This window comes from Nostoc sp. (genome assembly GCF_036919675.1).
Lineage (GTDB): Bacteria > Cyanobacteriota > Cyanobacteriia > Cyanobacteriales > Nostocaceae > Nostoc.
Window position 1 is genome coordinate 399,771 of record NZ_JBALCP010000134.1, and the last position, 25,789, is coordinate 425,559.

A 25,789-nucleotide genomic window follows, 5' to 3' on the forward strand; every position below is an offset into this window, starting at 1 on the left:
CAGCAGGAATTCAAATGAACGCAGATTTGTTCTCTGAACCACACAACCAACCAAATTGCAATCCACTCTTAAATGGTCGCTACAACTTCTCTGATTTTGCTGATGTCAAGTCGCCAAGAACTTCTATAGCGCTTCTCGTTTCGTGATTGATGCAGTAGGATAAATTCCAGCCTAAAAGTGGTAGCTACAAATGCAGTACTATAAAGCCTGCACAGGCAACCCCTAATACTCTGGCTTAGATAATATCTTGGTGACTTTTGACAGTATGGTTAAATTCCTGAAAATTCTGGAACAACACCATTCTGCTTGAAGTTTTCGTTCCAAAAGTCAGCAACTGCTTCAACTTAGTTCGCGGTTGAAAATGTTTTTTACCGCAAGATTAAGTTCGTAAATATTCTGTATTACTATGGATTTGTCAGGCTGTACTAAGAGTCTTTCTTCCCAGACTCCAAGAGTAATTGCCTTTAGCGGGTAATGCTCTAGCTAGGTTAGCCAACTCTTATTGGCTCATACCCAGATAAATTTCGATTGACTTCAAGTTGTTACAAAGGCTACTATCCTACTCAATCTAGTTTTAGATTTTTGTGGTAAAAAGATGTAGCGAATTGAAGTGGACTTACCAGAGCAAAAAAACCTTCTTGAGCTTGCCTCAAACTTGTCTTGAAGTCTTTTTGTGTTTTCACTTTTTTGATTCCTATAAAAACCATAACATATATCTCACTAATTTATTTGTCGAATTTAAAATTATTTATCTCCTCGCCAGAAGATTATCCTTAGGATCTTTAATAGTCATAAGTTACGTGCTCACAGGTTACCAGTTAGTGAAATTATTTATCATAGCCAAGATGTGCAGTTAGATACTTTTGGGTATTTTTGAAAAGTATTTAAAAGTAATGTTTTACAACAAAAACAAAATTTATTATTTTTACGATCAAAAATTTCGTCACGAAAGTAGATTAAATAACTCACACAATTTCATCCGATAATATCAAGTTGGCTTAATTACCTATAATTCAAAACTCCCCCTGCCCCCTACGATTTTAATGATAAAACTTTCACCGGACAGAGATGACACCGTTTCACTTTAATAATCATATAAATACGTTGGTAGGGGCACACCAATGCTCATCCGTGTCAACTTAAGCTAAAATCCCCATAAAACCTCGTTTCCAGCCTCTGGCTGGAAATGCAAATCAATTGCGGCTCTGCCGCGAGTCAGAGAGGCGGCAGCCCCAAAATAGGCGTTCCCAGTCGCAAACTGGGAACGAGGTAAACGAGGTAATGTCTCAAAACATTCTCGCTTACTACCTTTCATTTTAAGTTGACACCAATGACCAACGCTGTGCCCTTACGAGAAATCTAATATGTATCAAAGTTTGTGTGAAATCGTATAATATCTGTGCAATTAGCGCTTGTGATGATTTCGCATGGCTTTATGAATCTTCTTCCATCGTTCTTTCTCAGCTAGTTGTGCCCTCTGGTCTTGTTTGCGGGTAAGGTAGTCAAGTTCTTTTTGTAACTTTTGGTAGCTGAAAAACCTGGAATAATCAAGTTCTCCCTCAGCCAAAGCCTGCTGCACTACACAACCTGGTTCGTTATTATGCTGACAATTGCGGAAATGGCATTTCTGCGCCAAGGTTTCGATGTCTGCAAAAGTTTCTTGCAAACCTTCATCACCTGCCCAAATTTTGATTTCCCGCATTCCTGAGGTATCAATAATTAATCCGCTAGTAGGGAGCAAAATCAACTCACGATGAGTTGTCGTGTATCTACCTCGGTTATCACCTCGCCGGACTGGTTGCACAACTTGCACAGATGCGCCTTGCAGTTGGTTAGTGATAGTGGATTTCCCAACACCAGAAGACCCCAACAAAGCAACTGTCTGTCCTGGTTGCAGGTAAGGTTTTAAGGCATCCAATCCTTGATGATTGGTGGCACTTAAAACTGCAATTGGTACACCCAAAGCAACTGCTTCCACTTGTGCTAAGTACTCTTCTAAAGAGTTGCACAAATCTGCTTTATTTAACACCACTACTGGATTTGCACCACTTTCCCAAGCCATAATCAGATAACGCTCAACTCTTCTAGGGTTAAAATCGCCATCCAGCCCTGAGACTAAGAAGACTGTATCAATATTAGTGGAGTGGGTATCTTTATGGGTGTCAACTTAAGCTAAAACCCTTTTCAAACCTCGTTCCCAGCCTCTAGCTGGGAACGAGGTGAAAACAAGATATTAAGCTTGTTTTACTCCTAACTCTGCCAATTTTAGATTTCTCTTCAATCCAATATTCAAAATTCAAAATCTAAAATTGGATAACTTCTACCTCCTTCAAATAGTTCTTTGCCGCACATGTTGCCCATTAAGCCCTTGCTTAATCCAACTCAGACATTCATATTCGGATTTGAATAATTTTGGAGCTGCAATATTATTCAATAACTCTGGTGGGTAATGGTCATAAAAACATTTGTCTCCTTCTTGGAAGATGATAATCAAATTGTTCCGATAAATGTAGCGAGACTTAAAACTATCCCCCCGATGAACAAACTCGGAATTTTGATCAATATGTTCTTTAGCAATATCAACGATATTACTAACGTTACTTCCATAGATTCCATCTGGGTTTTCTGCTTTATGAAATTTGCTTTTGTGCCCAATCTCAGATAGCAATTTATACGAATAAATCTCGTAATTATCAGCTTGCCCAAAAACAAATGGAATGATAAGATATCCTTTGTATGAGACTGAACTTTCATAAAGAAGACGATTCATCTCAACCTCCTTTGATGTAACTGCTCTCAAAAAATTTGCTAAAATCACATACACATTAAAAATCAATGCTTTTCTGTTAGATATATTCATGCATCACTTAAACCCTGATCGCCATTTAAAAAATTGGGCTATTAACCCTTTTGTCAAGGAGAAAGCGATATGAAGCTTAAACAGAAAAGTATGGTAACACTAATTATCGCTCTTTTTTTAATTACTAAACATTAGATATCTTGTAAAAGTTAAAAAATTAGTAATTTCATTCTGTGGGACTATTCCCCTACTCCCTCTGTCCCTTGCGCCCTACCTTTCAAGACTATAAACTAAGCTGATTGGGGGGATGCTCAAGATTATTCCAAGGTAGGGGGGGAACTGGTGTATCACTCTGTTCTAATAGCTGTTGGAAGTGACGGGCTATGCTAGGCGATCGCCCTTCTATTGGACAATGGACAAAGAAATAAATTCGCACTCCCATCTGCAACCATTGCTGAATCTGCCTTACCCACTCTTCCATAAACGGCTGATTCACTGATAAATTTGGATGAGAAATAAACCGAATTAGAGTAAAAGGTGCTGTCACACTCAATTGCAAGGGTAATTTAGGTTTACGCCGTTCCGATTGCAACTGGGGGTCATCATCTCCAGTGTAGATGGGGCGCGAGTCTAAGAGTACCCGTCCCACACCTAGCTTTTCTAAAAGCACCGTTAAATTACTAGCATGGGGTTCCCTGAACCAGTCGGGATGCCGAACTTCCAGCGCTAGGGGTGCTTCTGTACGCGGCCAAGCTTCGAGAAAGTTGGTCAAATCGTCAAGCAATGCAGGTGCATAACTGGGTGGTAACTGAGCAAACATTGGGCCAAGACGCTTCTCTAAAGGGCGCATCCCTTCCAGAAATTTCAAAGCAGCCGGAATATAAGGTTGTAGCAACCTTTGATGGGTAATATCTCGCGGTAATTTCAGACAAAATTCAAAACCTGTTGGTGTTTCGGCAGCCCAACGGGTTACAGTTTCTTGGTTAGGCACCGCATAAAAGGTGGTGTTACCTTCTACAGTCGTGAAGCGACGACTGTAAAGATGGAGAAAATCGGCAGTGCGAGTGCCTTGGGGATAGAGTTCGCCCACCCAACCTTTATATGCCCAAACAGCACAACCAATAAAAAAGTTCACAGTGTCTAAAAGTCTTGATGTATTATATTCAATTTTACAAGCAGGTTGTAAGGATGGATGAAGTTAAGTCAGATTCCCGACTTCAAAATGCTTCATTGCTTTCTCAAAATGCTTGATTGCTTTCTCATTTCGGTAGATTCAGCAAGCAAAAAGGCATATTGCTTACTCAAAATGCTTGATTGCTTTCTCATTTCAGTAGATTCAGCAAGCAAAAAGGCAGATTGCTTTCTCATTTGAGTATATTGCGTATTCATTTTGGTGTTTTGGGCAAGCATATAGCGGTTCTCAATTGCCTGGAATACAGGCCACTTGTAGGAGTACAGCAATGCTTATTGGTGTCAACTTAAGCCAAAACACTTTTAAAACCTCGTTTCCAGGTTCTACCCACCCCTGAAAATAACTCACGTTAGCTTACAGCCGGATTGAAAACTGAGGGAGGAGTGGCAATGATACCGCGCACAAAAATATCTACACAGGTTTCGATATAGTCTTCACAGCTATAGCTGCGTTGATTGAATTTTGCACTGCGGCATAGCATTCCAGCTAACAGCATTCCTGTAAACATATCGACTGCTGGAAATGGATCGAGGTCTGCTCTGACGATGCCTCGTTTCTGACTCGATTGCAGGTAAGCTATCAGTTTTTCACCTAAAGGCTTGGCAGCTTCTTGAATCACTTGTTTGGCTGCCTCTGGATGACGTTTAGCTTCTCCAATGAAGGTACGAATTAAGTCCTCGTGTGCCTCTAGCATACTATTGTAAAGACGGGCATACTGTGTTATGTCAATTTTTAGATCCTGCGTCCACGCTTCGGAGTGTGCAAGGGCTTCTGTCTGGAGTACAAAGGCATTTTCGATTACTGCTCCCAGAAGTTGTTCTTTGCTAGCAAAGTGGCGAAATAAAGTCACCTCATTCACACCAGCAACACGAGCTATTTCACGGGTAGTCGCTCCTTGAACACCTAAACTGGCAAATACCTGCGAGGCGGCTTCAATCAAACGTCTACGGGTGAGAGTTGATGAACGGATGGTTTTATTCATTTATGCTGGCAAGTACTTACTTACATCGTAGGTTATGTAAAAAAAGTGGTCGCAATTTGGGATAAAAGAGTAATAATAAAAGTTGTCCTATTCAATATTAAAGTCTTATTAAGATTAACTATGAGTTTTTAAAATATATAATCATATAACTATTTTACAATCCCAAATTTCAGAAATACGAGATGTTTTTCTGAAAATAATGGAACTTTATCAAAAAAACAAGCTCACAATCGGCTCTAACTTCAATCAATTTCATCATATTGTGGTAGTAGCTAATGCTTTACTCATTTTAGTAGCTGGGACAACTACCCCACTTCTTAAATAATGAGGTGCTCTTTGGATGGCAGTAAATCCCAGTCGTAAATAAAACCCTTCAGCATAAAGACTAGCAGTTGTAATTACCTTATCTATACCTTGGTCAGTTGCTTGATCGCAAAAATGTTGAACTAAAGCACGCCCGATGCTTTTACCTTGATATTTAGGATGGACATACAGCCTGATGAGTTCATCAACAATAAAACTAGCGAAACCTATAACAACATCTCCCTCGATCGCAACCCAAAAAGTTTCCACTTTCATCCTCTTCAAGATATTTGAACCATCGGGCTTGTCGCAGTTATTACGCCAAGCTAAAAGTTCTTTTTTTGTGTAGAAAGTTGCAGGCAGAGCTTTGATAGCGGCAATATGAATTGCACTCAGCACCCACGCATCTGTTTCCTGGGCAGGTCTAAAAGATATTTCGTTAACGCTCATAGGTTCAGGGCTGACATTCAGATTACATGTCTGTTTGACTTTCTGATCCAAAGTTATCAACTTTGGTTATAAGAAATTTTAGTTGTCGCAGCTTTGCCCGTCCTAGACATCGCAAGACATCAACTAGCCAAATTCTCAAATGCTTTACTGATATTAGCAGTTTGCAATTGAGTTACAACTCGCTGGACAATCTGCCGTCTGATTTCCTGAACATTTTGACTTGCAGCTGTATGAGCAAGTACAGCCGCAGGGGCAGTTTGCGGAGAACCACTGTTAAAAGGGGGTTGGGGATTGTATTCAATCCCTAGTTGAATTGCTTGAGCGTAAGCGTAGCCCGTCGTAGACATCGCTTCCCCAAATAACTCAGCTGCTAAAGCCAGCCCAAAATCAATGCCAGCTGTCACACCGCCGCCTGTAATTCGATCACGATCAATGACAACTCTTTCTGAAACTGTCTCAACTCCCAACATCTCAAGCAAATCCAGCGATCGCCAGTGAGTAGTGGCGCGATAGCCCTGAAGCAAACCGGCTGCCGCCAGCAGCAGAGAACCAGTGCAGACAGATGTAATGTAGCGGGCTTGTTTGGCTTGGGTTTTGAGAAAGTCGAGAAACTTTGGATCTTCCATCTTGGCATTGATACCTGGGCCTCCTGGCACAAATAACACATCTAAGGCTGGGGCTTGAGCAAAGGTTGTGTCCGGTAAAAAGGTAAGGCCGCGATCGCTTTGAATTGGTTCGAGTGTTTGGGCTAGCAGATATAATTGCGCGTTTGGCAATTTGGCAAAGACTTCGTAGGGCCCCGTGAAATCTAACTGCGTCACATTTGGGAACAATACTATTCCAATAGATAGAGAAGAAACTTGTTCATTTACAGTCCAAATTTATATCCTCGTTAAAAATACTCAAGATGCTGATGCTTAGGCAAAATTATAATGTATCGAGTTATACTAATTACCGAAAATCTTCAGCCAATTGCTCACCCAAGCTCAATAGTATAACTCCTGAAATATAAACACCCATAATCCTATCGACAACACGTATAATTAGATTTAAAGTACGGTAAGTCTATCGACAATGCGTTTATTATGGATAAAGCAATAAAATAACCAACTTCAAAAGACAAATTTTGAAGTAATCAAGCAATATCGTTTGATATTTGGCTAGTTTTGCTGTGTTTACTTGAATATATTCTCAAAGCTTGCTTATCACAGTATTTACCAAGCTGGAAGACATTAGAAAGTCAAAAGGAGTGAATGTGATCAACGCCATACAGATTAACGAAAATTTGACAACCACAGGACAAGTCATACCAAAACAGCTTGAGCAAGCTATCCAAGAAGGTTTTAAGTCCGTTCTAAATCTGCGATCGCCTGATGAACTAGGATTTTCCAAAGATGAGCAAAAAGTAGCGGAAGCATTGGGGCTGCATTATACGAATGTTCCACTCAAGGTGGATTTAAAAAATTTGAATGAAGAGGCGATTACCAAAATCCTTATGATCCTAGAACAAATCCCTAAACCAGCAGTTGTGCATTGTGCAGCCGGGATGCGATCAACTGGAATCGCGCTATTGAGTATCGCTATCCACGAGGGATTAACACCAGAGGAAACCTTATTAAGAGCTAAGAATCTGGGTTTTGGATTCTTTGAACACGCTGGTGTTAGTCCCAGGCTGAAGCAATTATTTGTGGACTACGTTAATAAACACGCAAAAGTAGCTGTGCCTACTTACTGAAATATCTGTACTTAGCTAACAGGAAGGCATGTATATCAATACTTTGTAAAACTTGGGGCTTAAGCCCCTTGTTCGGGTATTGTGCGGCATTATTTAATGCGATCGCCCCAAGAGAATCGCGCAAAGATATAGGATTTTATGAATTTCAACGCAAGTATCACACAGCTACAGCTAAAAAACAATTTCTATTAAAAATACCTTCGCAAAAAAAGAAAACGTAAAATATCAAGGTCTGAATCTGCGTTTTGATTAACTATCGCTAGTTGATCGTATCCCACAAGTTCCCGATTTTTAAGCTAGCTTCACTGTAAATAATACGTAAAGAGCTATGCTAAAAACTACAAAGATAGATAAGTAAGGTGAAGTAGGAAAAAATACTAATCTAAGTAGTGACCCTTAAAAAAATAAAGGTTATAGTAATTAAATTAACTAACTCTTTATGTAAAAGGTTAGCTGGATAATGCTTATAAGCCAGTCAAAAAGCTGAAATGCACTGAAAAATTAGTGTTTTTCAATTTGACATAAACTATACCGAAAGCATCAACTTTCGGCTAAGTTTTTGTGCCTTAAAACAGCAATACTCGCAGGTTAATATCTCAAGTTCCTGAAAAATTGATTTAGGTAGGTAGAAGTTATGGCAATTATCAATGGTACTACCGCTAATGACATCCTTAATGGCTTGGGGAGCAATGATAGCCTCTATGGTTTCCAGGGCGATGATGTCCTCCATATTAGCAATTCTTCTGGAAAAAACCTCTTAGACGGCGGCTCTGACAATGATAAACTTTATGCTACAGCTACCACTGGCAATAATACCCTCAAAGGAGGAAGTGGGGATGATTATTTAGATGTTTCTAATTCTTCTGGAAAAAATCTCTTAGACGGCGGTTCTGAGAGTGATCAAATTTATGCTACAGCTACCACTGGCAACAATATCCTCAAGGGTGGAAGTGAGAATGATTATCTAGATGTTTCTTCTTCTTTTGGGAATAACACCCTCTGTGGGGATACAGGAAATGACGAATTTTCGATTCAGGATAGTTTTGGCAAAAATATTGTTTCAGGCGGAACTGGCTCTGATAAATTTTACGCCTATGGAGTCAGTGGTGCTAACACCCTGAATGGGGGTGATGGCGATGACTCCTTCTATTTCAGGGCCCCATCTACCTCTCCTTCTTTTTTAGTGACTCAAAAAGTAGATGGGGGTACGGGTTCGGATTATTTGGAAGTCAATTACAGTAGTGATACTACCGAGGGAATCACCTCGACTTTCAATGCAACCACTAACCAAGGCTCGATTACATCTGGCACGAATCGAGTTAGCTACAAGAATATTGAACGATTAAATATTACTGGTACAGCCTACACTGACAATATTGTCGGGGGCAATGGCGAAGATGTACTCAACGGAGGCACTTCTGGGAATGACACTATTAGTGGGGGTGGAGGTAACGATTACCTCGATGTTTCCTACTCGTCTGGCAATAACATTGTGAATGGAGGCGATGGTAACGATGCCTTTTACACCTATGGAGTCAAGGGTGCTAACACCTTGAATGGAGGGAATGGCGATGACTCTTTCTATTTTACCGCCCCATCTACCGCCCCCTCTTTTTTAGTGACTCAAACGGTAGATGGGGGTACGGGTTCGGATTATTTGGAAGTTAATTACAGTAGCTATGCTACCAAAGGAATCACCTCGACTTTCAATGCAACCACTAACCAAGGCTCGATTACGGCTGGCACAAATCGAGTTAGGTACAAGAATGTTGAACAATTAAATATCAGTGGTACAACTTACGCTGACAAGATTGTGGGGGGTAATAACGGCGATGTCCTCTATGGGTATAATGGCAACGATCTCCTGACTGGAGGGAGAGGCAATGATGCTCTGTACGGGGGAGATGGGACTGATACTTTTGCGTTCAATAATTATAGTGAAGGCATTGATAGTCTTAATGACTTCAACACAACTGGTGAAGTTATTCAGGTATCGGCTGCTGGTTTCGGCGGCTCTTTAACAGTAGGTACACTCTCGGCTAGTCAGTTTACCATCGGTTCAGCTGCGACAGCGATCGCTCAACGATTTATTTACGACAATATTACAGGCGCACTGTCCTTTGACCAAGATGGTAGCGGTGGTGCTTTTACTCAGGTACAATTCGCGCAACTCAGCAGTGGGCTGTCACTAAGCGCAACCAATTTCGTTGTAGTCTAACTGGATGAGTCAAGCGTACAAAATCAAGGCGATCGCATAATACCTCGTAGTTAAAAGCTTTTAGTTCAAGGGTGTGAGGGATGCGATCGCCTTTAGTATAGCCATCAAGCTATGGAGAGAATTAGCACTTGCCCGAAAATCTCAAAATCTTATCAAGATATAGAAATTCTGATTAGTCGTGATGGCAACTGGGAATATCCATCAGTAAACCAAACTTTGATGCTATGAGCAAGGCAGAATTCATACGTGTCAACTTAAGGCAAAAGCCAGTAAGCGAACAAGCTTTTAGAGGTGCCTCGTTCCCAGTCTCCGACTGGGAATGCCTAATAAGAGGCTCTGCCTCAAGACTAGCGGCAGAGCCGCAATTGAAGAGCATTTCCAGCCAGAGGCTGGAAACGAGGTTTTCAAAAGAGTTTTAGCTTAAGTTGACACCAATGGGCAGAATTACGCGCCTACGTCATTGCATACCAAGATGATCAAGAGGCTTTTTACGCACTTGCGGATCGTTTGACAGCAAAACCTCGCTCTGCAACTTATCCTGCATCAATGACAAGAGAGGAAATCCACAAGGCAGTATTAGACATTATTCAACAGAAATAGCGATGTCTACGACGGGCTGCGCCTACGCCAGACTCCGAAAAAACGGCTTAACACTAACTACCCTCACCTCATAAATTGTTAACACCCTTGTTCCCAGATATAACGAAGGTGATACACTACATCCATGCTAGGGGTGCCTAACCAGGCTGAGATCACACCCTTAACACCTGAGTCTGGGTAATACCAGCGGAGGGAAGCTGTTTATTGAGGAATTAACAATATGCGGACAGAATGGGTTGCTAAACGACGTGGGCAAAGTAATGTATCTCAAATGCACTACGCTCGCCAAGGTGTTATCACCGAAGAAATGCACTACGTCGCCCAGCGGGAAAACCTCCCCGCTGATCTCATTCGTGAGGAAGTGGCGCGGGGGCGAATGATTATCCCTGCTAATATTAATCACACTAATTTAGAGCCGATGGCTATTGGCATCGCCTCCAAATGTAAGGTAAATGCTAATATCGGCGCTTCCCCCAACTCTTCTAATCTTCAGGAAGAAGTGGATAAGCTGAACCTGTCTGTGAAGTACGGTGCTGATACCGTGATGGATTTATCCACAGGCGGCGGTAATTTGGATGAAATTCGTACCGCCATCATCAAGGCTTCACCTGTTCCTATTGGTACAGTGCCGGTTTACCAAGCTTTAGAAAGTGTCCACGGCACAATCGAAAATCTGACTGCTGATGATTTTCTCCATATCATCGAAAAGCACGCCCAGCAGGGAGTAGACTATCAAACTATCCACGCAGGGATTTTGATTGAGCATTTGCCCTTAGTGAGAAACCGCATCACTGGTATTGTCTCTCGTGGTGGTGGTATTTTGGCGCGGTGGATGCTGCATCACCACAAACAAAACCCGCTTTACACCCACTTCCAAGATATTATTGAGATTTTCAAAAAGTACGATGTCTCCTTCAGTTTAGGAGATTCCCTGCGTCCTGGCTGTACCCATGATGCCTCAGATGAAGCACAATTAGCTGAATTGAAAACCCTTGGACAGCTAACTCGTAAAGCCTGGGAAGATGATGTCCAGGTGATGGTAGAAGGGCCCGGACACGTGCCAATGGATCAAATTGAGTTCAACGTCCGTAAGCAGATGGAAGAGTGTTCTGAAGCACCTTTCTATGTTTTGGGGCCATTGGTGACAGACATTGCTCCTGGTTATGACCACATCACTTCAGCTATTGGAGCAGCAATGGCTGGATGGTACGGTACTGCGATGCTGTGCTATGTAACACCCAAAGAACATTTGGGTCTACCAAATGCCGAAGATGTTAGGAATGGGTTGATTGCCTATAAAATAGCAGCTCATGCGGCTGATATTGCCAGACATCGCCCTGGTGCAAGGGATAGAGACGATGAACTTTCTAAAGCGCGTTACAACTTCGATTGGAACCGTCAGTTTGAATTATCACTCGACCCAGAAAGAGCTAAGGAATATCACGATGAAACTCTGCCAGCAGATATCTATAAAACTGCTGAGTTTTGTTCGATGTGTGGGCCTAAGTTCTGTCCAATGCAAACTAAGGTTGATGCTGATGCGCTGACAGAATTAGAGAAGTTCTTGGCGAAAGAGGTTGTGACTCAAAGCTAACAGATTGGCATATCGAGTCCGGTTGAATACTTGTAGCGGTTTTCAGATGGATGAGATATGGGATAGAACACGCTATAGCGATTTGTGGTTTAAATAGTTTTGTAAGGTGCGTTAGGACATTTATCCTAACGCACCTAAAATTCAAGATGATTTACTGGTGATTTGATTTTTTGGAAGCCCTACTATAATTAGTAATTAGCTGTATATTCAATCCGAATAATGATGCACACCTCGGAGATTTGAGAAAGTAAATATAACTGTTCAAGCAATAAAAAAATGCACTTAACACGACCGACTCATGGTTTCACAAGAATATTAGTTCTAGCGGTAAGCCCTATCAACCAACCAAAGCTACGCTTAGATGAGGAAGTACGTGAAATTGATGAAGGATTACGACGCTCCAAACGTCGAGATTGCTTCAAACTAGAGCAGAGATGGGCGGTTGGTAGGGATGATGTACGTCGAGCTTTGTTAGATTTGGAACCACATATTGTTCATTTTTGCGGTCATGGAGCTGATGAAGAAGGACTTATCCTAGAGGATGATGCAGGTCAAGCAAAGTTTGTGAGTACCGAGGCTTTAGAAAATTTATTTGAGCTGTGTAAAGATCATGTGGAGTGTGTTGTACTCAATGCTTGCTATTCTGAGAAACAAGCAAATGCAATTGCCCACCACATCGGTTATGTCATTGGTATGACTGAAGCTATTGGAGATAGAGCAGCAATTAAGTTTGCTGTGGGATTTTACGATGCTCTAGGAGCAGGAAGATCTGTTGATGATGCTCATAAATTCGGGTGTAGTGCAATTCAAATGGAAAATCTTCCACAGTATTTAATACCTATTATTAAAATAAACTCTGATGCAGGATCTGCCTATACAAAAAAAATTGTAAGAAAGCAAAATCCACTAATTAATAGAATTATTTATTCTCTTAAATATGACTAGTCTAAAGAGTTGTTGTTCATTTGTGTAATTGTGCTTATTGCAGCATTTCTTCCATGGGGTAATCAGCCTCTATGTATGTCTGATTTACGGACTTGTTTTGCTCCCATCGATATATCTTTTTATAACACTCAAGTGAATGCTTGGACGAGTTCTTTAAACATTTTCGATAATCGGTTGATGCTAATGCTAGGTTTACATCAATCTAAGGATTTTAGTGATAATAACATGATTCCTATGATGAATTCTATAAGGCAAATGAATAATCTTATATCTATCCCCAATTGGGTAATTCCAATTAGTATACTCTTTATTCCAGCATTCAAATGGATAAATGATTCTAGTACATTAAAAGTAAAATCATATATATATACTCCTCTGATTTTATATGGAATATTTCACCTTTGTGCATGGTTGGTTTTCTTGAATATTTTTAACGGTGGTAGTATTTATGCTGGTTCTATCATCACACTTTTTGCGCTTTGTTTTTTACTGTACCGACGAAAAAGAATTATCTAGCTATTGGTGAAATCAACACCTATACTATTAGAGATATTTGTCAAGATATATGCATTAGTCACATCTTTCTTAACAAAAGATTGAAAGTGTAGAAAGTAGATATAGCAATAGTTAGAGTGATTTAAGTCAAGAATTAAGAACTTTGTGCTTACATTGGGATGCTCCCCTAAGTACAGCATTTCATTAATTCGCAGCGAATTAAATATTGCAATATCCTGCATTGTTAATGCGTCGGCTTGCATTAAAAACGCTATAATTTTACGCAAAGCTGTACTAAGTAAGAAACAAAAGTAAGCAAGGGAATTCTAAAAGTTTTGCTTCTCTCAAAATATAAGGTTGGGTAGAGCGTAAGCGTTACCCAGCCTACAATTATCCTTAACTACAAGCGTATTGGCTTAAAATCCAATTTCAATGGTCAAGCTGCGAATTTTTCCTGTATCTGTCTCAGCTTTATCTGCAACTTGAAGAGTCCAGGTTCCTTGGGGACTTTTACCTTTGAAGGCAGCAAGTTTAAGGGTGTTTACCTCGTCATAGGTTGTTTTGATATTATCTGTAGCTCCGCCCTGGCGATCGTGCAGAATGATCGGAAGTATGCCTATTTGGACTGGGGGAAGGAGAGTAACTACAAGATCCCCAATATAAGTATGCTCGATGTCTACATTAACTTTGATAGATTTCATCAGGCTGGTATTAGCGATCGCCAACGACAATGTTGATGTTTGCAAGTCGTTAATTGGGATATCTTGCACTGCTTTGAATACGCTAATGGGCGATTTTTGAGCCGGCTTGGCCAATTCTACAGCTTTGAGAGCATTGATTCGACCGTAACCGTACAAGGGGCTGCGACCATTAGCATCATATTTACCTCTAGATGGATCAATGCGATCGCTGGAGCGTTTAATAATATCTCGCACTTCGTCCCACCGCAGATTTGGATTTCTGGCAATAATCAGGGCTACTACACCAGCTGCACCTGGACAAGAACTGGAAGTTCCGCCGAATTCGTTCGTGTAGTTGCCTCCGGCGTCACCCAGATTCCGATTAACCGAATTATAGCCAACGACACCAGAGCGATCGGTTGTCCAAATGCCAGGGGTTTGCGAACTGTCACCATTGTTGCTGGGGAAGGCACACCAGACCGCCTGACCAAAGTCGCTGTAAGCGCTTCTCGTGCCAAAGTCGTTACAAGCTGCCACAGCAATCACCTTTTGGTAGCTGGCGTAGCCGTCATTATCCACGCTTTCGTTACCATTGCCAGCCGCAAATAAAATTACACATCCCTTGCCGTTGCGTCCTTTATTGATTGCAAAATCCATAGCAAGTCGTGTGGAGTCAGGTAGAGGTACTTTTTGGTTGTGTACAGGATCGTTTGGCTCATACCAAGTCCCATCTGCTGGCCCCCAGCTACAAGAAATGACATCAGCACCATTTTGAGCCGCCCAAACAAAAGCATCTGCTTCGTCTTGTGACCCTAGCGCCGAAGCTAAACGAATCGGCATGAGCTTTGCACCTGGTGCCACACCAGATGCACCAAAGTTGCCGTTTGCACAAGCTACTCCAGCACAGGCTGTGCCGTGGTTATTGTCGTTTCCCGGTCTGGGATTGTTAGTTTTACGTGTGACATCACGCGGGGCAACAATCTTTCCAGAGGAACGGAACTCTTCATGATCGAGATCCACACCGTCGTCGATAATTGCAATAATCGTCCCTGTGCCATCGCTTAACTTCCAAGCTGCCTCAACGTTGGCATGGGCGTTAATTATTTTACCATTAATTGTTGTTTGTTTTAAGTGCCACTGCTGCGAGAAAACCTGACGTTGGCGTGATTCACGCGCTAGTTCAGGATGGCACAGTTCTACTGATTTCTCATTCAGAAGTCTCTCGGCGATGTCAAAGATGGCTATACCAGTATTTGCAGGTGCACTGATAAAGTAAGCATTTCGTGCATATTCAAGTTGGCGTTTAATTATTAAGCCGTACCGTCCCAATACCTCTTGGCAGACCCTTGACTCTTCTTCGTTATCGAATTTAACGAAGAGGTTTTCAGTGTAAACTACAGGTTGTTTGGATACTGGATCGAGAAGGACACGTCCGGCAAATTGGACTTCAGACTCTTTATTGAGAATATCACGCGCGTGATCGCGCAAACCGACACCCTGAGTCGGAACTTTCGATCGCAGAATTTCTACACCCGCTTGCCGAAACCGCGTTACTAACTCGAATTGATTGAGGATATTGCGAGCTGTGGGTGATACAGGTGCGACTTCAAACGGTCTTGCACCGACAAGAGTAGTGCGGCTTTCGGTACGCACTACAACGTGTTCGTTACTAATAGCAAGTTCATACTGTTGACCGTTCTGTCCACCATAGCGAACCTGAACCATAGTTTAATCTCCTGGGATATTGAATATCTATTGGGCATTGGGCACTTGTACTGAGCATCTCGGCTTCTCTACGAGACGCTACGCGAACGCTCGATGCAGCCAGTGTCGTAAAGCCTGCGGCATAGCTACGCTTAGGGCGCAGCCTCTCGTAGAGAAGTATTGGGCATTGGCAAACCCTATTATGCCCAACTTTTAAAGCTTGTTACACGCAGTGTGCGCGGGTAGCGTTTTTAATGCAGTCCGATGCATTAACAATGTAAGCTGACGCGTTGGCATTGTAAGCCGATGCATTGGCATTCTAAGCTGACGCGTTGGTATTGTAAGCTGACGCGTTGACATTGTAAGCGGATGCATTGGTATTGTAAGCCGACGCATTGGCATTGTAAGCTGACGCATTGGCATTGTAGGGTATTGCCAAATTTAATTCGCTACGAATTAATGAAATGCTGTGCTAAGTTCATCTAAGCTTTCGATTCTTCTTTCCAGACAAGAGGGATTAAAAGTCAAGTTGTTTTAAAAATCTTCACTATCAATAGGGGCGTATAGCTTGCATCCCGATGAAAGATTTGTATTCCATAAGTTAGATGCATCTAAATAAATATATAGCAATCCTATTTGAGTCGCAAACACCGAGAGGCTCAGATCCCCGACTTCTTCAAGAAGTCGGGGATCTTTTGTTCATAACTCATTTAGGATTGCTATAAGATAGTTCGTTATCGCGTTGGTGTAGCCTTTACAAAGTGTTTGCGGTAGCGTCTCCAAGATTCTCAGTCTTTGCGATCGCAACTCTACAAGACGCTACGCGGACACTCCACTGCGTTACTTACCCCACAGTCAGGCTTACGCCAAGGCAATGACATTTTATATTTAATTTTGCCCAACTACTTACCACTGAAAAACGTTATAACATCATTAGAACTTGAGAAAGATGTTTTACTTTCCGGCTGAGTATTTTCTACAGGTGTACTCTTTACCCCTGATTGCTGAAGTGAGATTTCAAAAAGACTACTTTTCTGAGTATCCTGAACAAATTCGCGTTGGCAGCGGTCGCACTGCTGTATCCTACACTTGTAAGCCTGGGTACTATGCAATACATTACAATCAACCCAAGACCGTGGCATCAGGAGCAATTTTACAACTTAACGATGGTGCGATCGCAGTTTTTTCAGGCGAACCCAATCAATTAGAACAGGGGACACTAAGCCCAATTTACACACTACAACCCAATGGTTCTTTGGCTGTACCAACTGGACTGATTTTCATCCGCTTTGCTGAAGGTGTTGATGTGGAGTCCCAGCACGAAGTAATTAATCAAGCGGGCTATGAAGTAGCGCAAAGTCTTGATTATGCACCTCACGCCGCTTGGTTGCGTGCCCAATCAGGTAATATTGCTGATGCGATCGCCGGGATTCCTCAGCTTGAAGCGATACCTAAAGTTGAGAATATCGAACCTCAGATGCTTATGGAAAAAGGTTTGAGACTAGGGCATTGATTATCACCAGCGATCGCTCTAGAGCGTCAAGTTTGTGATCCTACTGACTTTATCCTTCCCCACTCCCCAGTATTGAAAGGCGATCGCACTCAGCATCAAATCAGTTCCGATTACCCAGACTTGATATTATCTATAATTTTGCTTTTGAATACTTCCTAAACGAGCAGCATCACGAATATTGTAGTCGGATCGAGTAAAGCGATTTAGCTGCATCTCAAAAAAATCTCGATTGGCTTGTAAATGCTTGGGATCTGGGTCATCTAAAGGATATAAAAGTGCAGTTCGCAAGGCTTGGATTACCGCAGAAGTCACACAGTACATTGACCGTTGAAAACTAACTCCCAACTGAATTAACATATCTTCTTCACCCCGGCAATGTTGGCTGTAATAATCAACAAGATATGGTGGCAAAAAATGCAACATATCTTGCATTAGCAATGTGGGGGGAATGCCAGCAGTACCCACTGGAAATAGATCAGCGTAAAGAATGCCATAGTGAAAGTCTTTCTGGTCTTCTGGTACTTGACGCGCTTGAGCATTATAAGATTTTGTCCCTCGGAAGGGTGCGGTGCGGTAGAAAACAGCTTCTACATAAGGTAATGCTGCTTCATATAGCCACATGAAGCCCTTGGATTTGGGGACAATTTCGTAGCATTCGCCACGAATATAAACATGATGGTAAATGGGACGACCTGCGATCGCAAATATACCATTAACTAAGAAACTCATCGCCTCTGGGACGCTGTTAATGCTACCTTCATCATAGCGATCGGACATTTCAAAGAATACTGGGGCCATGACTTCCCAGAATAAGCCCAGATTTGCGTAGTATGACATCTGGCGGCACTGCTCCAAAAACATCTCTGGAAATAGCTTGTAAAGCCCCAGCATTACGGGGTTCCTTTGGAAGTAAGCTTTAATTGCCCTATCGGCGTTGGCTTTGTATTCTTCAGAATCTAGGTAAGGGTCAAATTGTCCACCCATCCCTCTGTGCCACAACATCGCCCGCATACAAGCTTCAGCAAATTCCATGTTAATGCGATCGTGAAACAAGTGATGCAACAACTTCGGCATTTTGAAGGTTTCACCTTTCTCAATAAATGCCAAAAGCTCTGGATGTGCAGTAGCTTCGCCGCGCCAGATTCGTAAATCAGCATCATCACCAGCGTAATGATTATGCCGTTCTAAATACTCTTTGGGTAAGAAGTATTTAAACAAGGGAAACGGGTTTAAAAATTCTTGTTCGGCAATATAAAGTAGGTCACGCCAGTAAAAATCCATCGGCACAGCATAAGCTTTGTATAAACCGATGATTTGCATCAAATTTTCTGGAGTATCGGGTAACATTGCACCGCCTGCTTCTAGACGATGAATTACTTCAGCAAATTCATGCTTGGAAGGAGGTAATTTAGTGGGTGTTTTAATTGCTGTCATGGTAATCACAAATGGGTAGAGACGCGATAAATCGCGTCTGGGGGATAGATTTTGAGACGCGATAAATCGCCGTCTTTACAAGTGTTTTGATCTATTTACTATTTCAGCGCTACTTCAGAGATTACGGTTTTTTCCAAGGGGGGAATTGCAGCCACCATTACTGTAGTTGTGGATTCACTCCAACGCACTAACCAAGTGGGTTGTACTCCCAAAAAGATGATAAAAGCTGCCAAAATTAAAGCTGGCATTTTTTCAGACCAAAGGGCTTTAGGATAGTAGGCTAAGTTATCGAGTCTGCCAAAACAAGTGCGGTTGAGGAGGATGACAAAATAAACTGCGGTTAATCCACTAGCTATTACACACAAAATTGTCGGGATGGGAAAGGCAGAGAAACTACCTTGAAAGACGATAAATTCCGCAACGAATCCTGTTAAACCGGGAATACCAGCACTAGCCATCCCACTTAAAACCAGTAACGCACTAATTAGAGGTAAACCACGGATAGGACTCATCAAACCATTGAGTTTATCTAATTCGCGGGTGCCAACTTTGGCTTCTACGACTCCCACCAAGTGGAAGAGGATTGCAAGGATGATACCGTGGCTAAACATTTGGGCGACTGCACCCACAAGTGCTAAGGAAGTACTGGCGGCACCAGCTAGCAAGATATAGCCCATGTGACCGACGGAACTGTATGCTACCATGCGCTTGATATCATTTTGAGCGATCGCAATTACTGCTCCATACATAGCGCTGACTGCTCCCCAAATTGCCAAAGTCGGTGCAATAATACTCCAAGCATGGGGAAACATACCCAATCCAAATCGCAGCAGTCCATAGGTTCCCAGCTTTGCCAACACGCCACCAAGAAGAATGGCAATTGGTGCTGAAGCCTCAACGTAAGCATCGGGTAGCCAAGTATGGAAGGGAACTAAGGGAATTTTAATGCCAAAACCCAATACTATTCCTGCTAGTAAAAGGATTTGCTTTGCTGTTGATAGATTTTCTGTAGAGAATGCATCAAAAGCAAAATTTGTAGAACCACTCAGCCACACCATACCCAAGAATGTCGCCAGAATTAAGGCTCCCGAAACAGCAGTATAAATCAGGAATTTAATCCCAGCATAACCCCGTTTTGCCCCTCCCCAAATGGAAATTAGTAAGTAGAATGGAATTAATTCTAGTTCGTAGAAGAGGAAGAATAGCAACAAGTTTTCTGCTAGAAAAGCACCTGCAACTCCTCCACTTACTAATAAAATCATGGAGTAGAACAGCCGGGGGCGTTCAGTTTCTTGACTACTGCTGTAAATAGCAATCCAGGTGAGCAGGCTATTTAACACCAACATCAAGATAGAAAGCCCATCAACACCTAGTTGATAGCTCAAACCAAGGGTTTCATTCCAAGGTAAATACTCTTGAAATTGCATTCCAGGATTGCTGATATCAAATTTCAGCAGGATAAAAAGGTTCCAGAAGAGAACTATCCCTGAAAAAATTAATGCTATTAAACGAATGCGATGTTTAGGGATACTTACAGGTAATATTGCTATGAGAATAGCAGTAAAGATTGGCAGCCAAATCAAAACACTTAACATGAGAGTTTTGTCCTTTGTCCTTTGTCCTTTGTCTTTTATGACTCAATACGCTTGGGTTAAGAGAATAGTAGGTTAGGTTGAGCGATAGCGTAACCCAATAAAGTCTCGATAATGTTGGGTTTTGTTCCTCAACTAAACTTACGTCTTTGTCCTTTGTCTTTTGTCCTTTATGACTTAACTCTTAGCCAATGACTAATGACTAATGACAAAGGGCAAAGAAGCTAACTTACTATACTAATTTCTCCAGTATCTAAATCGTAATAACCACCGACTATTTTCAGCTTTTCTGCTTTGATTAACTCAGATAAAACTGACGATGATTTCAATTTTTTAATTTGCGCTAAAATATTTGCTTTACAAGCATTTTCTAACTTATCTCCTGATTGATCTTTTGAGCTTTCTACACTTGGTTTAATTGCTTCAAGCAAACTTCCAATTTGTCCAGGTACTGGATCACCTTTCATCGCCGCTTGTACAGCCCCACATCTTTCATGCCCTACTACCATGATGACTTTGGAGCCTAATACTAAGCTGCCAAATTCTAAGCTACCAATTTGCTGTGTTGTGGCAATATTACCAGCTATCCGGCAGACAAATAAATCTCCAAGTCCTTGGTCAAAAACAATTTCTGAAGGGACTCGTGAATCTGCACAACCGAGAATAGAAGCAAAAGGCTTTTGACCTTTGGCAACTTCAACTAAACGTGAATAGCTTTGATCAGGATTACGACGTTTTCTTTTAGCAAATCTTTCATTTCCATCTAATAACTCTTGCAGTGCTTTATCGGGCGTAATATCTTCTTCTACTGGTTTTTTTTCGGCTGCAAGTAGGTTTGAACCAAGTCCGGCTGTCAATACACCTGTACCGATCGCACCTGCACCAAACTTGAATAAACTTCTTCTGGAAAGATTTATCTGCGGATGTCGTATGCTCATGGAATTATCCTCACAATATTAAACTGTTAACTTTTATTCAGATAGCTACTGCTACCTAATTGTCGAGATTTGAAAAACAAAATTTAAAAACTCTACTCCCCAAAATGGCCAACTTACCCAGATTCCTAAAATACTCACTCCTAGAAAAACAGTGAATGCATAAAACTGGGTTTGTCCAGAGGTACTGTATTTGAGACTTTCGCCACCTAATAGCGAAAATAAACCAACGAAATTAACGATACCATCAACTACAAAGCGGTCAATCATATCGGCAAGTTGGGAAATTTTTGCAACTCCAAAAATAATCGTCATCCGATAGAGTTTTGGAGTGTAAAAGTCGTAAGCCAGTAAGTCCTGCAAGCCTTGCCAAGGAAGGCGAATCGGTTTAGGAATATTGCCTAAATAAATCACGCCAGTGATGCTGCAACCGAAAATACTCGAGCAAATTAAAAGTAGTGCGACATCTTTATTTAGAGTTACCCAATCTGGTAAAAGTGATAAGCTTTGCAACACCAAAGGAAGATGTAGACTGAACCCAAGTAAAATCATCATTGGCAAAATCATCGGCCAGTGAGCTTCAGGCGATCGCTCACTCATTTGTGTAGCTTTACCGCCAAAAATTAAACCGAATTCTCTGGTTAAACTCACGGCTGTCAAAGCATTTACCGTTATCACTACTCCCACTAACCAAGGTTGCGTTTCCCATAACCCATCTGCTAATTCCATCAGCGCCCAAAAGCTACCCAAGGGTGGAAAACCAATTAACCCCAAAGTCCCGACGATAAAGGCTATTCCCGAAATCGGGCGGCGTGTCCACAATCCGCCTAATTGGGTTACGTCTTGGGTGATGCTATTCCAGATAATTCCCCCAGTACTCATCACCAACAGGGCTGCGGAGATGGCATGGGTGAGTACTAACAACAGCGCCGCTTCATATTGTTGCACTCCCACGGCGATGAATACTAAACCCATGTATGCACTGACAGAATAGGATTGGCAGCGTTTAAGATCAATTTGAGCGATCGCAATTAAAGAAGCACCCAGTGCTGTCACTACCCCAATCCCCACCATAGCCGAGGAAACTATGGGCGACAGGCTTAACACAGGTTGCAGTTTAATTAGCACCCATGCACCACTAGCGACTACTACGGAGTTCCGCAAAATGGTACTGGGAACAGGGCCTTCCATTGCTTCATCCAACCATAAGTGCAAGGGAAACTGGGCACATTTGCCCATCGGACCGGCAATTAAGGCTAAACCTACCAGTGCAATCGTTGTTGGGTTAACATTTGCAGTAGTCGCCCATTCAGCTAGTTCTGTATAATTCCAAGTTCCAGCTAGGGGCCATAATGCCAACACGCCCATCAGCAAGAATAAGTCTCCCACCCGCTTGGTTAAGAAAGCATCTCTGGCACCTGAGACTACCAACGGTTGGCTAAACCATAAGCCGACTAGCAGGTAGGTTCCCAGCGTCAGGATTTCCAAAATTACATAGCTAAAGAACAAGTTATTACACAAAACAAGGGCGCATAGTCCCGCTTCAAATAATCCTAATAAGGAATAGAAGCGTCCCCAACCCCAATCCATTTCCATGTAGCCGATCGCATAAATCTGCGCCAGCAAATTCAAGCCAGTAATCACAACCAAAGCGCCGACACTCACCGAGGATATTTCCAAAGCAATGGTGAGGTCTAAACCAGCCGTAGATAACCAAGGAATAAATACTTCTTGGGGTGGCTGATTCCAAGTTGCTTGTAAGGCGATCGCACAATGCACAAACGCTAAAAATGTCATCACCAAGTTTAGATAACCCGCCGGTCTTGGCCCCGTTTTCCGAATGATTCCCGGTGACCAAGGCACGGCTAACAAGCCACCTATTAAGGCATAGCAAGGAACTAGCCAAACAGTCTCAAGTAGAAACTGAGCCATCAACTTACCTCTATATTGTCATTAAAAATTTGGGGTTTTGAATCAACTTGTGTTGATCCCAGTTAACCCAGCGATTGCAGATAATGCAAATTTATCTTTGCTTTATTTTGTTAGAAATAGCTTACCGTTATATTTGTCAAAATGGAATTAATTAACTAGATAAATTTTCGATAATAACTCTAATTACTTCTTATCCAATCAACTATTTGACTAATGAATAATAACTATTATTTTTTATCTATGAATTGACTGTGGTATTAATCAATAGTCATCATTAGTTTTTATTCATTGACATAAATGACAAGAGACGCAAGTCCCTTACGTCTCTAAAAGTCAGCTAAATGTAACCTACACTTCGGCAATTTTGTCAATCTGCCAACAATTAGAAATAATTGCAGGCGCTTGGTCAAATTGGCTGATGGGAGCGGGTTTCATGTCCCGGTAGTCCAGCAGTTGGACTAAGATCAGGTAGGCGATCGCTAAAATGATCGAAATCACACCTGTAATAATGGCAACTAATTTTGAACGATCCATCAGTATTTCCTAAAATGCAAGTTATTGTGCAGTGTCTATATCCACATTAATACTTGAGACACACACCACATACTTACCAATATACTCGCGGTTAATCAAAGCAACGGTTTAGACGTTCCGTTAGTGATGCATCTACTTGCGGATAAAATTTTTATGTGCTAATTAATACTAACATCTACGTTTAGCCTGATTATTGCTGCTTAGTCTTTAACTTCCTGTGTCTACTGTTTTAAAGTAAAACACAAAGTTCGGTCTTGCTCACAAGTCAGGAATATACCTAAATGAGCGGTTGTATTTAAGTCATCTCGATAAATGCATTCGACTTATTTATATTTACATAGTTTAGTTTTTTCGTGCCTACCTATTTATTAAAGCAATATATGAATATGGAGTTTTGCTTACACTGTAAACATTTGCAAATCCTAAAAGGTGTGACAGAACATAATAAAGTTAAGATTACAGTTAAGTACCAAGAGGCTCATAGCCATTTACCATTATAGTTTCTTTACAGTATCTAAACATTGTCAGTAACAAAAAAGCTACATAGTTACTGTTATCTTGTTAGGATATTAACTACTGCGGTATAGTCACTTATATTTAAATTAAAAATTTTATGATTAGGATTGCTAAATTAACTAAAATTGACTTTTTAGTTGTGATTTTTATTGTCATAATTGGTCTTATACATTTACCTTTTCCATTTGACGGAGATCAAGCATTCTTTAGGCTAGGTGCTTTGGAGATGCAACAAGGAAAGGTACTCTATCGTGATTTTTGGGATATTAAGCAACCGGGGATTTTCTACTTTTATTTTTTGGCAGGAACTTTGTTTGGTTTTAATGAGATTGGCATCCATGCCTTTGAACTTATTTACATGGTGTTTTTTTCGATAATATTGCTGCTGACTCTAAAAAGCTATTTTCAGCATCAGATAATCGCAAGTCTAGTACCTTTATTAACGGTTGGCGTTTACTATGTTGTTTCAGGTGCTTGGCACCTTACTCAAGTAGAAGCACTGGTTGGTTTTCCTTTATTCCTTTGTCTTTGGCTGACTTTTAACTCTTTTAAACATGAAGGAAAGCCAAGATTTTTCCTACTTTTACTCTCAGGCTTCATTGGTGGAATTGTCCTCCTATATAAATTCATATTTCTGCTGATTTTACTTTCGTTTTGGCTAACTATATTGATGTATTTTATATTAATAAAGCGACAGGGCATTCAACAAATCATTATTGAGGTTTGTCTGCCAATTTTTATAGGAATTATATTTCCTCTTTTAGTTTTTGCCAGTTACTTTGTCTGGCTTAATAGTTTTTCAATAGTGTATCAGACGTTTTTTATAGATCCACCTCGGATTATTGCTAATACTAATTCTGCATTGAATAAAATTGATTTAATTTCAGGAATAAAATGGTTATTACAGAATTTTTACCCTTTACTGTTACTGGCTATTGTTGCAGTATATGTATCACTGTATAAGTTTAAGAATATATTGACTTTGCTACTTGTTATTTGGTGTATTTTTGGTTTAGGTATTATTGGTATTCAATATACAGCATTGTGGCAATACCATTATTTACTGTTGTTTGTACCCATAGGAATTTTAGCAACTAAAGGTTTAGATATATTATGGGATTCTTTAAAACAATTAACTTCCTCACTCCCAACAATTATACTCATATTTTTATTGTTCTTCCCTTTATCATCTACTCTGACAAAAAAGAGTATTACTCTAGTTAATAATAAGTTTGCTTTAACTGAAGAGACACGATTTAAATATCAGACTGTCTTTAGAAAAAAATATCCATCCCTTCGTTCAGAGGCTAACTTGATCTCTCAACCAGGAAGTCTTCCTGGTGAGATTTATGTAGCTGGTGATCCATCTATTTACTACTTTTCTGGTCGGACTCAAGCAACAATACTACGTGGTTGGGCACTTGAATATTTTCTACCTGAACAATGGCCAACACTTCTAGAGCAGTTAGATTCATCAAAGCCTCCTTATATTTTTATTGATTATAAACCCCAGGCTATAATCAAAGAAAATTTTCCAAAAATGCTGGAATTTATTGAGGAAAGGTACTGGATTTTACGTCAAAATAATAACGGTATTTGGTATATCATCAAATGATCTGTTTATAGTGAAACGAT

20 protein-coding genes, 1 pseudogene and 1 riboswitch are annotated in these 25,789 nt (G+C 41.0%); of the genes and pseudogenes, 7 read left to right on the forward strand and 14 right to left on the reverse strand.

Annotated features, from left to right (window positions below; translation table 11 throughout):
* Positions 1 to 1,144: 1,144 nt before the first annotated feature.
* The 8 genes from V7K49_RS31680 to V7K49_RS31715 form a co-directional block, all read right to left on the reverse strand.
* A complete protein-coding gene (locus tag V7K49_RS31680) occupies positions 1,145 to 1,315 on the reverse strand; it encodes a hypothetical protein (RefSeq protein ID WP_335209167.1) in 171 nt (56 codons plus the stop codon).
* A gap of 90 nt (positions 1,316 to 1,405) precedes the next feature.
* Entirely contained in the window at positions 1,406 to 2,134 is a 729-nt protein-coding gene (gene rsgA / locus V7K49_RS31685) for a ribosome small subunit-dependent GTPase A (protein ID WP_335209232.1), read from the reverse strand.
* Positions 2,135 to 2,329: 195 nt separating this feature from the next.
* Positions 2,330 to 2,770, reverse strand: coding sequence for a hypothetical protein (locus tag V7K49_RS31690; RefSeq protein WP_335209233.1), 441 nt, complete (start codon positions 2,768 to 2,770; stop codon positions 2,330 to 2,332).
* A 313-nt stretch (positions 2,771 to 3,083) separates the two neighbouring features.
* Positions 3,084 to 3,935 carry a DUF72 domain-containing protein gene (locus V7K49_RS31695; protein WP_335209169.1) on the reverse strand — a complete coding sequence of 284 codons (852 nt, stop codon included), beginning with the start codon at positions 3,933 to 3,935 and terminating at the stop codon, positions 3,084 to 3,086.
* Positions 3,936 to 4,027: 92 nt separating this feature from the next.
* Positions 4,028 to 4,210, reverse strand: coding sequence for a hypothetical protein (locus V7K49_RS31700; protein ID WP_335209171.1), 183 nt, complete (start codon positions 4,208 to 4,210; stop codon positions 4,028 to 4,030).
* 131 nt (positions 4,211 to 4,341) lie between these two features.
* Positions 4,342 to 4,974 (reverse strand): TetR/AcrR family transcriptional regulator, encoded by a 633-nt coding sequence (locus tag V7K49_RS31705; RefSeq protein WP_334865866.1) that lies wholly within the window; start codon positions 4,972 to 4,974, stop codon positions 4,342 to 4,344.
* A 255-nt stretch (positions 4,975 to 5,229) separates the two neighbouring features.
* A complete protein-coding gene (locus tag V7K49_RS31710; protein WP_334865864.1) occupies positions 5,230 to 5,727 on the reverse strand; it encodes a GNAT family N-acetyltransferase in 498 nt (165 codons plus the stop codon).
* 119 nt (positions 5,728 to 5,846) lie between these two features.
* A complete protein-coding gene (locus V7K49_RS31715; protein WP_335209173.1) occupies positions 5,847 to 6,560 on the reverse strand; it encodes a DJ-1/PfpI family protein in 714 nt (237 codons plus the stop codon).
* A 422-nt stretch (positions 6,561 to 6,982) separates the two neighbouring features.
* On the opposite strand from V7K49_RS31715, the gene V7K49_RS31720 reads away from it, so the two are divergent.
* From V7K49_RS31720 to V7K49_RS31735, 5 genes and pseudogenes are all read left to right on the forward strand, one after another.
* Positions 6,983 to 7,462, forward strand: a complete 480-nt coding sequence (locus V7K49_RS31720) for a beta-lactamase hydrolase domain-containing protein (protein ID WP_335209174.1) — start codon at positions 6,983 to 6,985, stop codon at positions 7,460 to 7,462.
* A 634-nt stretch (positions 7,463 to 8,096) separates the two neighbouring features.
* Positions 8,097 to 9,680, forward strand: a complete 1,584-nt coding sequence (locus V7K49_RS31725) for a beta strand repeat-containing protein (protein ID WP_335209175.1) — start codon at positions 8,097 to 8,099, stop codon at positions 9,678 to 9,680.
* A 447-nt stretch (positions 9,681 to 10,127) separates the two neighbouring features.
* Positions 10,128 to 10,280, forward strand: a pseudogene (locus V7K49_RS34840) (DUF6887 family protein); the annotation flags it as partial.
* Between the two features lie 119 nt (positions 10,281 to 10,399).
* Positions 10,400 to 10,492: riboswitch (TPP riboswitch) on the forward strand.
* Positions 10,493 to 10,500: 8 nt separating this feature from the next.
* On the forward strand, positions 10,501 to 11,874 hold the full coding sequence (gene thiC, locus V7K49_RS31730) for a phosphomethylpyrimidine synthase (RefSeq protein WP_335209176.1): 1,374 nt from the start codon (positions 10,501 to 10,503) through the stop codon (positions 11,872 to 11,874).
* Between the two features lie 276 nt (positions 11,875 to 12,150).
* Complete coding sequence (locus V7K49_RS31735; protein ID WP_335209177.1) at positions 12,151 to 12,819, forward strand: CHAT domain-containing protein; 669 nt, start codon at positions 12,151 to 12,153, stop codon at positions 12,817 to 12,819.
* Between the two features lie 911 nt (positions 12,820 to 13,730).
* Here V7K49_RS31735 and V7K49_RS31740 read toward each other — a convergent pair.
* Positions 13,731 to 15,719 carry a S8 family serine peptidase gene (locus V7K49_RS31740; RefSeq protein ID WP_335209178.1) on the reverse strand — a complete coding sequence of 663 codons (1,989 nt, stop codon included), beginning with the start codon at positions 15,717 to 15,719 and terminating at the stop codon, positions 13,731 to 13,733.
* Positions 15,720 to 16,647: 928 nt separating this feature from the next.
* Between V7K49_RS31740 and V7K49_RS31745 the strand changes: the two genes are divergently transcribed.
* The gene (locus tag V7K49_RS31745; RefSeq protein WP_335209179.1) at positions 16,648 to 17,211 is read left to right on the forward strand and encodes a hypothetical protein; all 564 of its coding nucleotides are present in this window, start codon (positions 16,648 to 16,650) and stop codon (positions 17,209 to 17,211) included.
* A gap of 126 nt (positions 17,212 to 17,337) precedes the next feature.
* On the opposite strand, the gene V7K49_RS31750 is transcribed toward V7K49_RS31745, so the two are convergent.
* The 5 genes from V7K49_RS31750 to V7K49_RS31770 form a co-directional block, all read right to left on the reverse strand.
* The gene (locus V7K49_RS31750) at positions 17,338 to 18,645 is read right to left on the reverse strand and encodes a CO2 hydration protein (protein ID WP_335209180.1); all 1,308 of its coding nucleotides are present in this window, start codon (positions 18,643 to 18,645) and stop codon (positions 17,338 to 17,340) included.
* A gap of 98 nt (positions 18,646 to 18,743) precedes the next feature.
* Positions 18,744 to 20,240: an NADH-quinone oxidoreductase subunit M gene (locus V7K49_RS31755; protein ID WP_335209181.1), complete on the reverse strand. Its 1,497-nt coding sequence runs from the start codon at positions 20,238 to 20,240 to the stop codon at positions 18,744 to 18,746.
* 221 nt (positions 20,241 to 20,461) lie between these two features.
* On the reverse strand, positions 20,462 to 21,175 hold the full coding sequence (locus V7K49_RS31760) for a carbonic anhydrase (protein WP_334865841.1): 714 nt from the start codon (positions 21,173 to 21,175) through the stop codon (positions 20,462 to 20,464).
* Positions 21,176 to 21,226: 51 nt separating this feature from the next.
* The gene (locus tag V7K49_RS31765) at positions 21,227 to 23,104 is read right to left on the reverse strand and encodes an NAD(P)H-quinone oxidoreductase subunit F (RefSeq protein WP_335209183.1); all 1,878 of its coding nucleotides are present in this window, start codon (positions 23,102 to 23,104) and stop codon (positions 21,227 to 21,229) included.
* A 348-nt stretch (positions 23,105 to 23,452) separates the two neighbouring features.
* Positions 23,453 to 23,638: a hypothetical protein gene (locus V7K49_RS31770; protein ID WP_335067903.1), complete on the reverse strand. Its 186-nt coding sequence runs from the start codon at positions 23,636 to 23,638 to the stop codon at positions 23,453 to 23,455.
* A 613-nt stretch (positions 23,639 to 24,251) separates the two neighbouring features.
* On the opposite strand from V7K49_RS31770, the gene V7K49_RS31775 reads away from it, so the two are divergent.
* Positions 24,252 to 25,769, forward strand: coding sequence for a hypothetical protein (locus tag V7K49_RS31775; RefSeq protein WP_335209184.1), 1,518 nt, complete (start codon positions 24,252 to 24,254; stop codon positions 25,767 to 25,769).
* Positions 25,770 to 25,789: the final 20 nt, after the last annotated feature.

What these genes read in the sequence shown, in the direction of transcription:
- V7K49_RS31680 (WP_335209167.1), bottom strand. Translation starts at nt 1,315, where the DNA reads ATGAAAGGTAGTAAGCGAGAATGTTTTGAGACATTACCTCGTTTACCT.
- V7K49_RS31690 (WP_335209233.1), bottom strand. Translation starts at nt 2,770, where the DNA reads ATGAATCGTCTTCTTTATGAAAGTTCAGTCTCATACAAAGGATATCTT.
- V7K49_RS31700 (WP_335209171.1), bottom strand. Translation starts at nt 4,210, where the DNA reads ATGCTTGCCCAAAACACCAAAATGAATACGCAATATACTCAAATGAGA.
- V7K49_RS31705 (WP_334865866.1), bottom strand. Translation starts at nt 4,974, where the DNA reads ATGAATAAAACCATCCGTTCATCAACTCTCACCCGTAGACGTTTGATT.
- V7K49_RS31710 (WP_334865864.1), bottom strand. Translation starts at nt 5,727, where the DNA reads ATGAGCGTTAACGAAATATCTTTTAGACCTGCCCAGGAAACAGATGCG.
- V7K49_RS31725 (WP_335209175.1), top strand. Translation starts at nt 8,097, where the DNA reads ATGGCAATTATCAATGGTACTACCGCTAATGACATCCTTAATGGCTTG.
- thiC (WP_335209176.1), top strand. Translation starts at nt 10,501, where the DNA reads ATGCGGACAGAATGGGTTGCTAAACGACGTGGGCAAAGTAATGTATCT.
- V7K49_RS31735 (WP_335209177.1), top strand. Translation starts at nt 12,151, where the DNA reads ATGCACTTAACACGACCGACTCATGGTTTCACAAGAATATTAGTTCTA.
- V7K49_RS31740 (WP_335209178.1), bottom strand. Translation starts at nt 15,719, where the DNA reads ATGGTTCAGGTTCGCTATGGTGGACAGAACGGTCAACAGTATGAACTT.
- V7K49_RS31745 (WP_335209179.1), top strand. Translation starts at nt 16,648, where the DNA reads ATGTTTTACTTTCCGGCTGAGTATTTTCTACAGGTGTACTCTTTACCC.
- V7K49_RS31750 (WP_335209180.1), bottom strand. Translation starts at nt 18,645, where the DNA reads ATGACAGCAATTAAAACACCCACTAAATTACCTCCTTCCAAGCATGAA.
- V7K49_RS31755 (WP_335209181.1), bottom strand. Translation starts at nt 20,240, where the DNA reads ATGTTAAGTGTTTTGATTTGGCTGCCAATCTTTACTGCTATTCTCATA.
- V7K49_RS31760 (WP_334865841.1), bottom strand. Translation starts at nt 21,175, where the DNA reads ATGAGCATACGACATCCGCAGATAAATCTTTCCAGAAGAAGTTTATTC.
- V7K49_RS31765 (WP_335209183.1), bottom strand. Translation starts at nt 23,104, where the DNA reads ATGGCTCAGTTTCTACTTGAGACTGTTTGGCTAGTTCCTTGCTATGCC.
- V7K49_RS31770 (WP_335067903.1), bottom strand. Translation starts at nt 23,638, where the DNA reads ATGGATCGTTCAAAATTAGTTGCCATTATTACAGGTGTGATTTCGATC.
- V7K49_RS31775 (WP_335209184.1), top strand. Translation starts at nt 24,252, where the DNA reads ATGATTAGGATTGCTAAATTAACTAAAATTGACTTTTTAGTTGTGATT.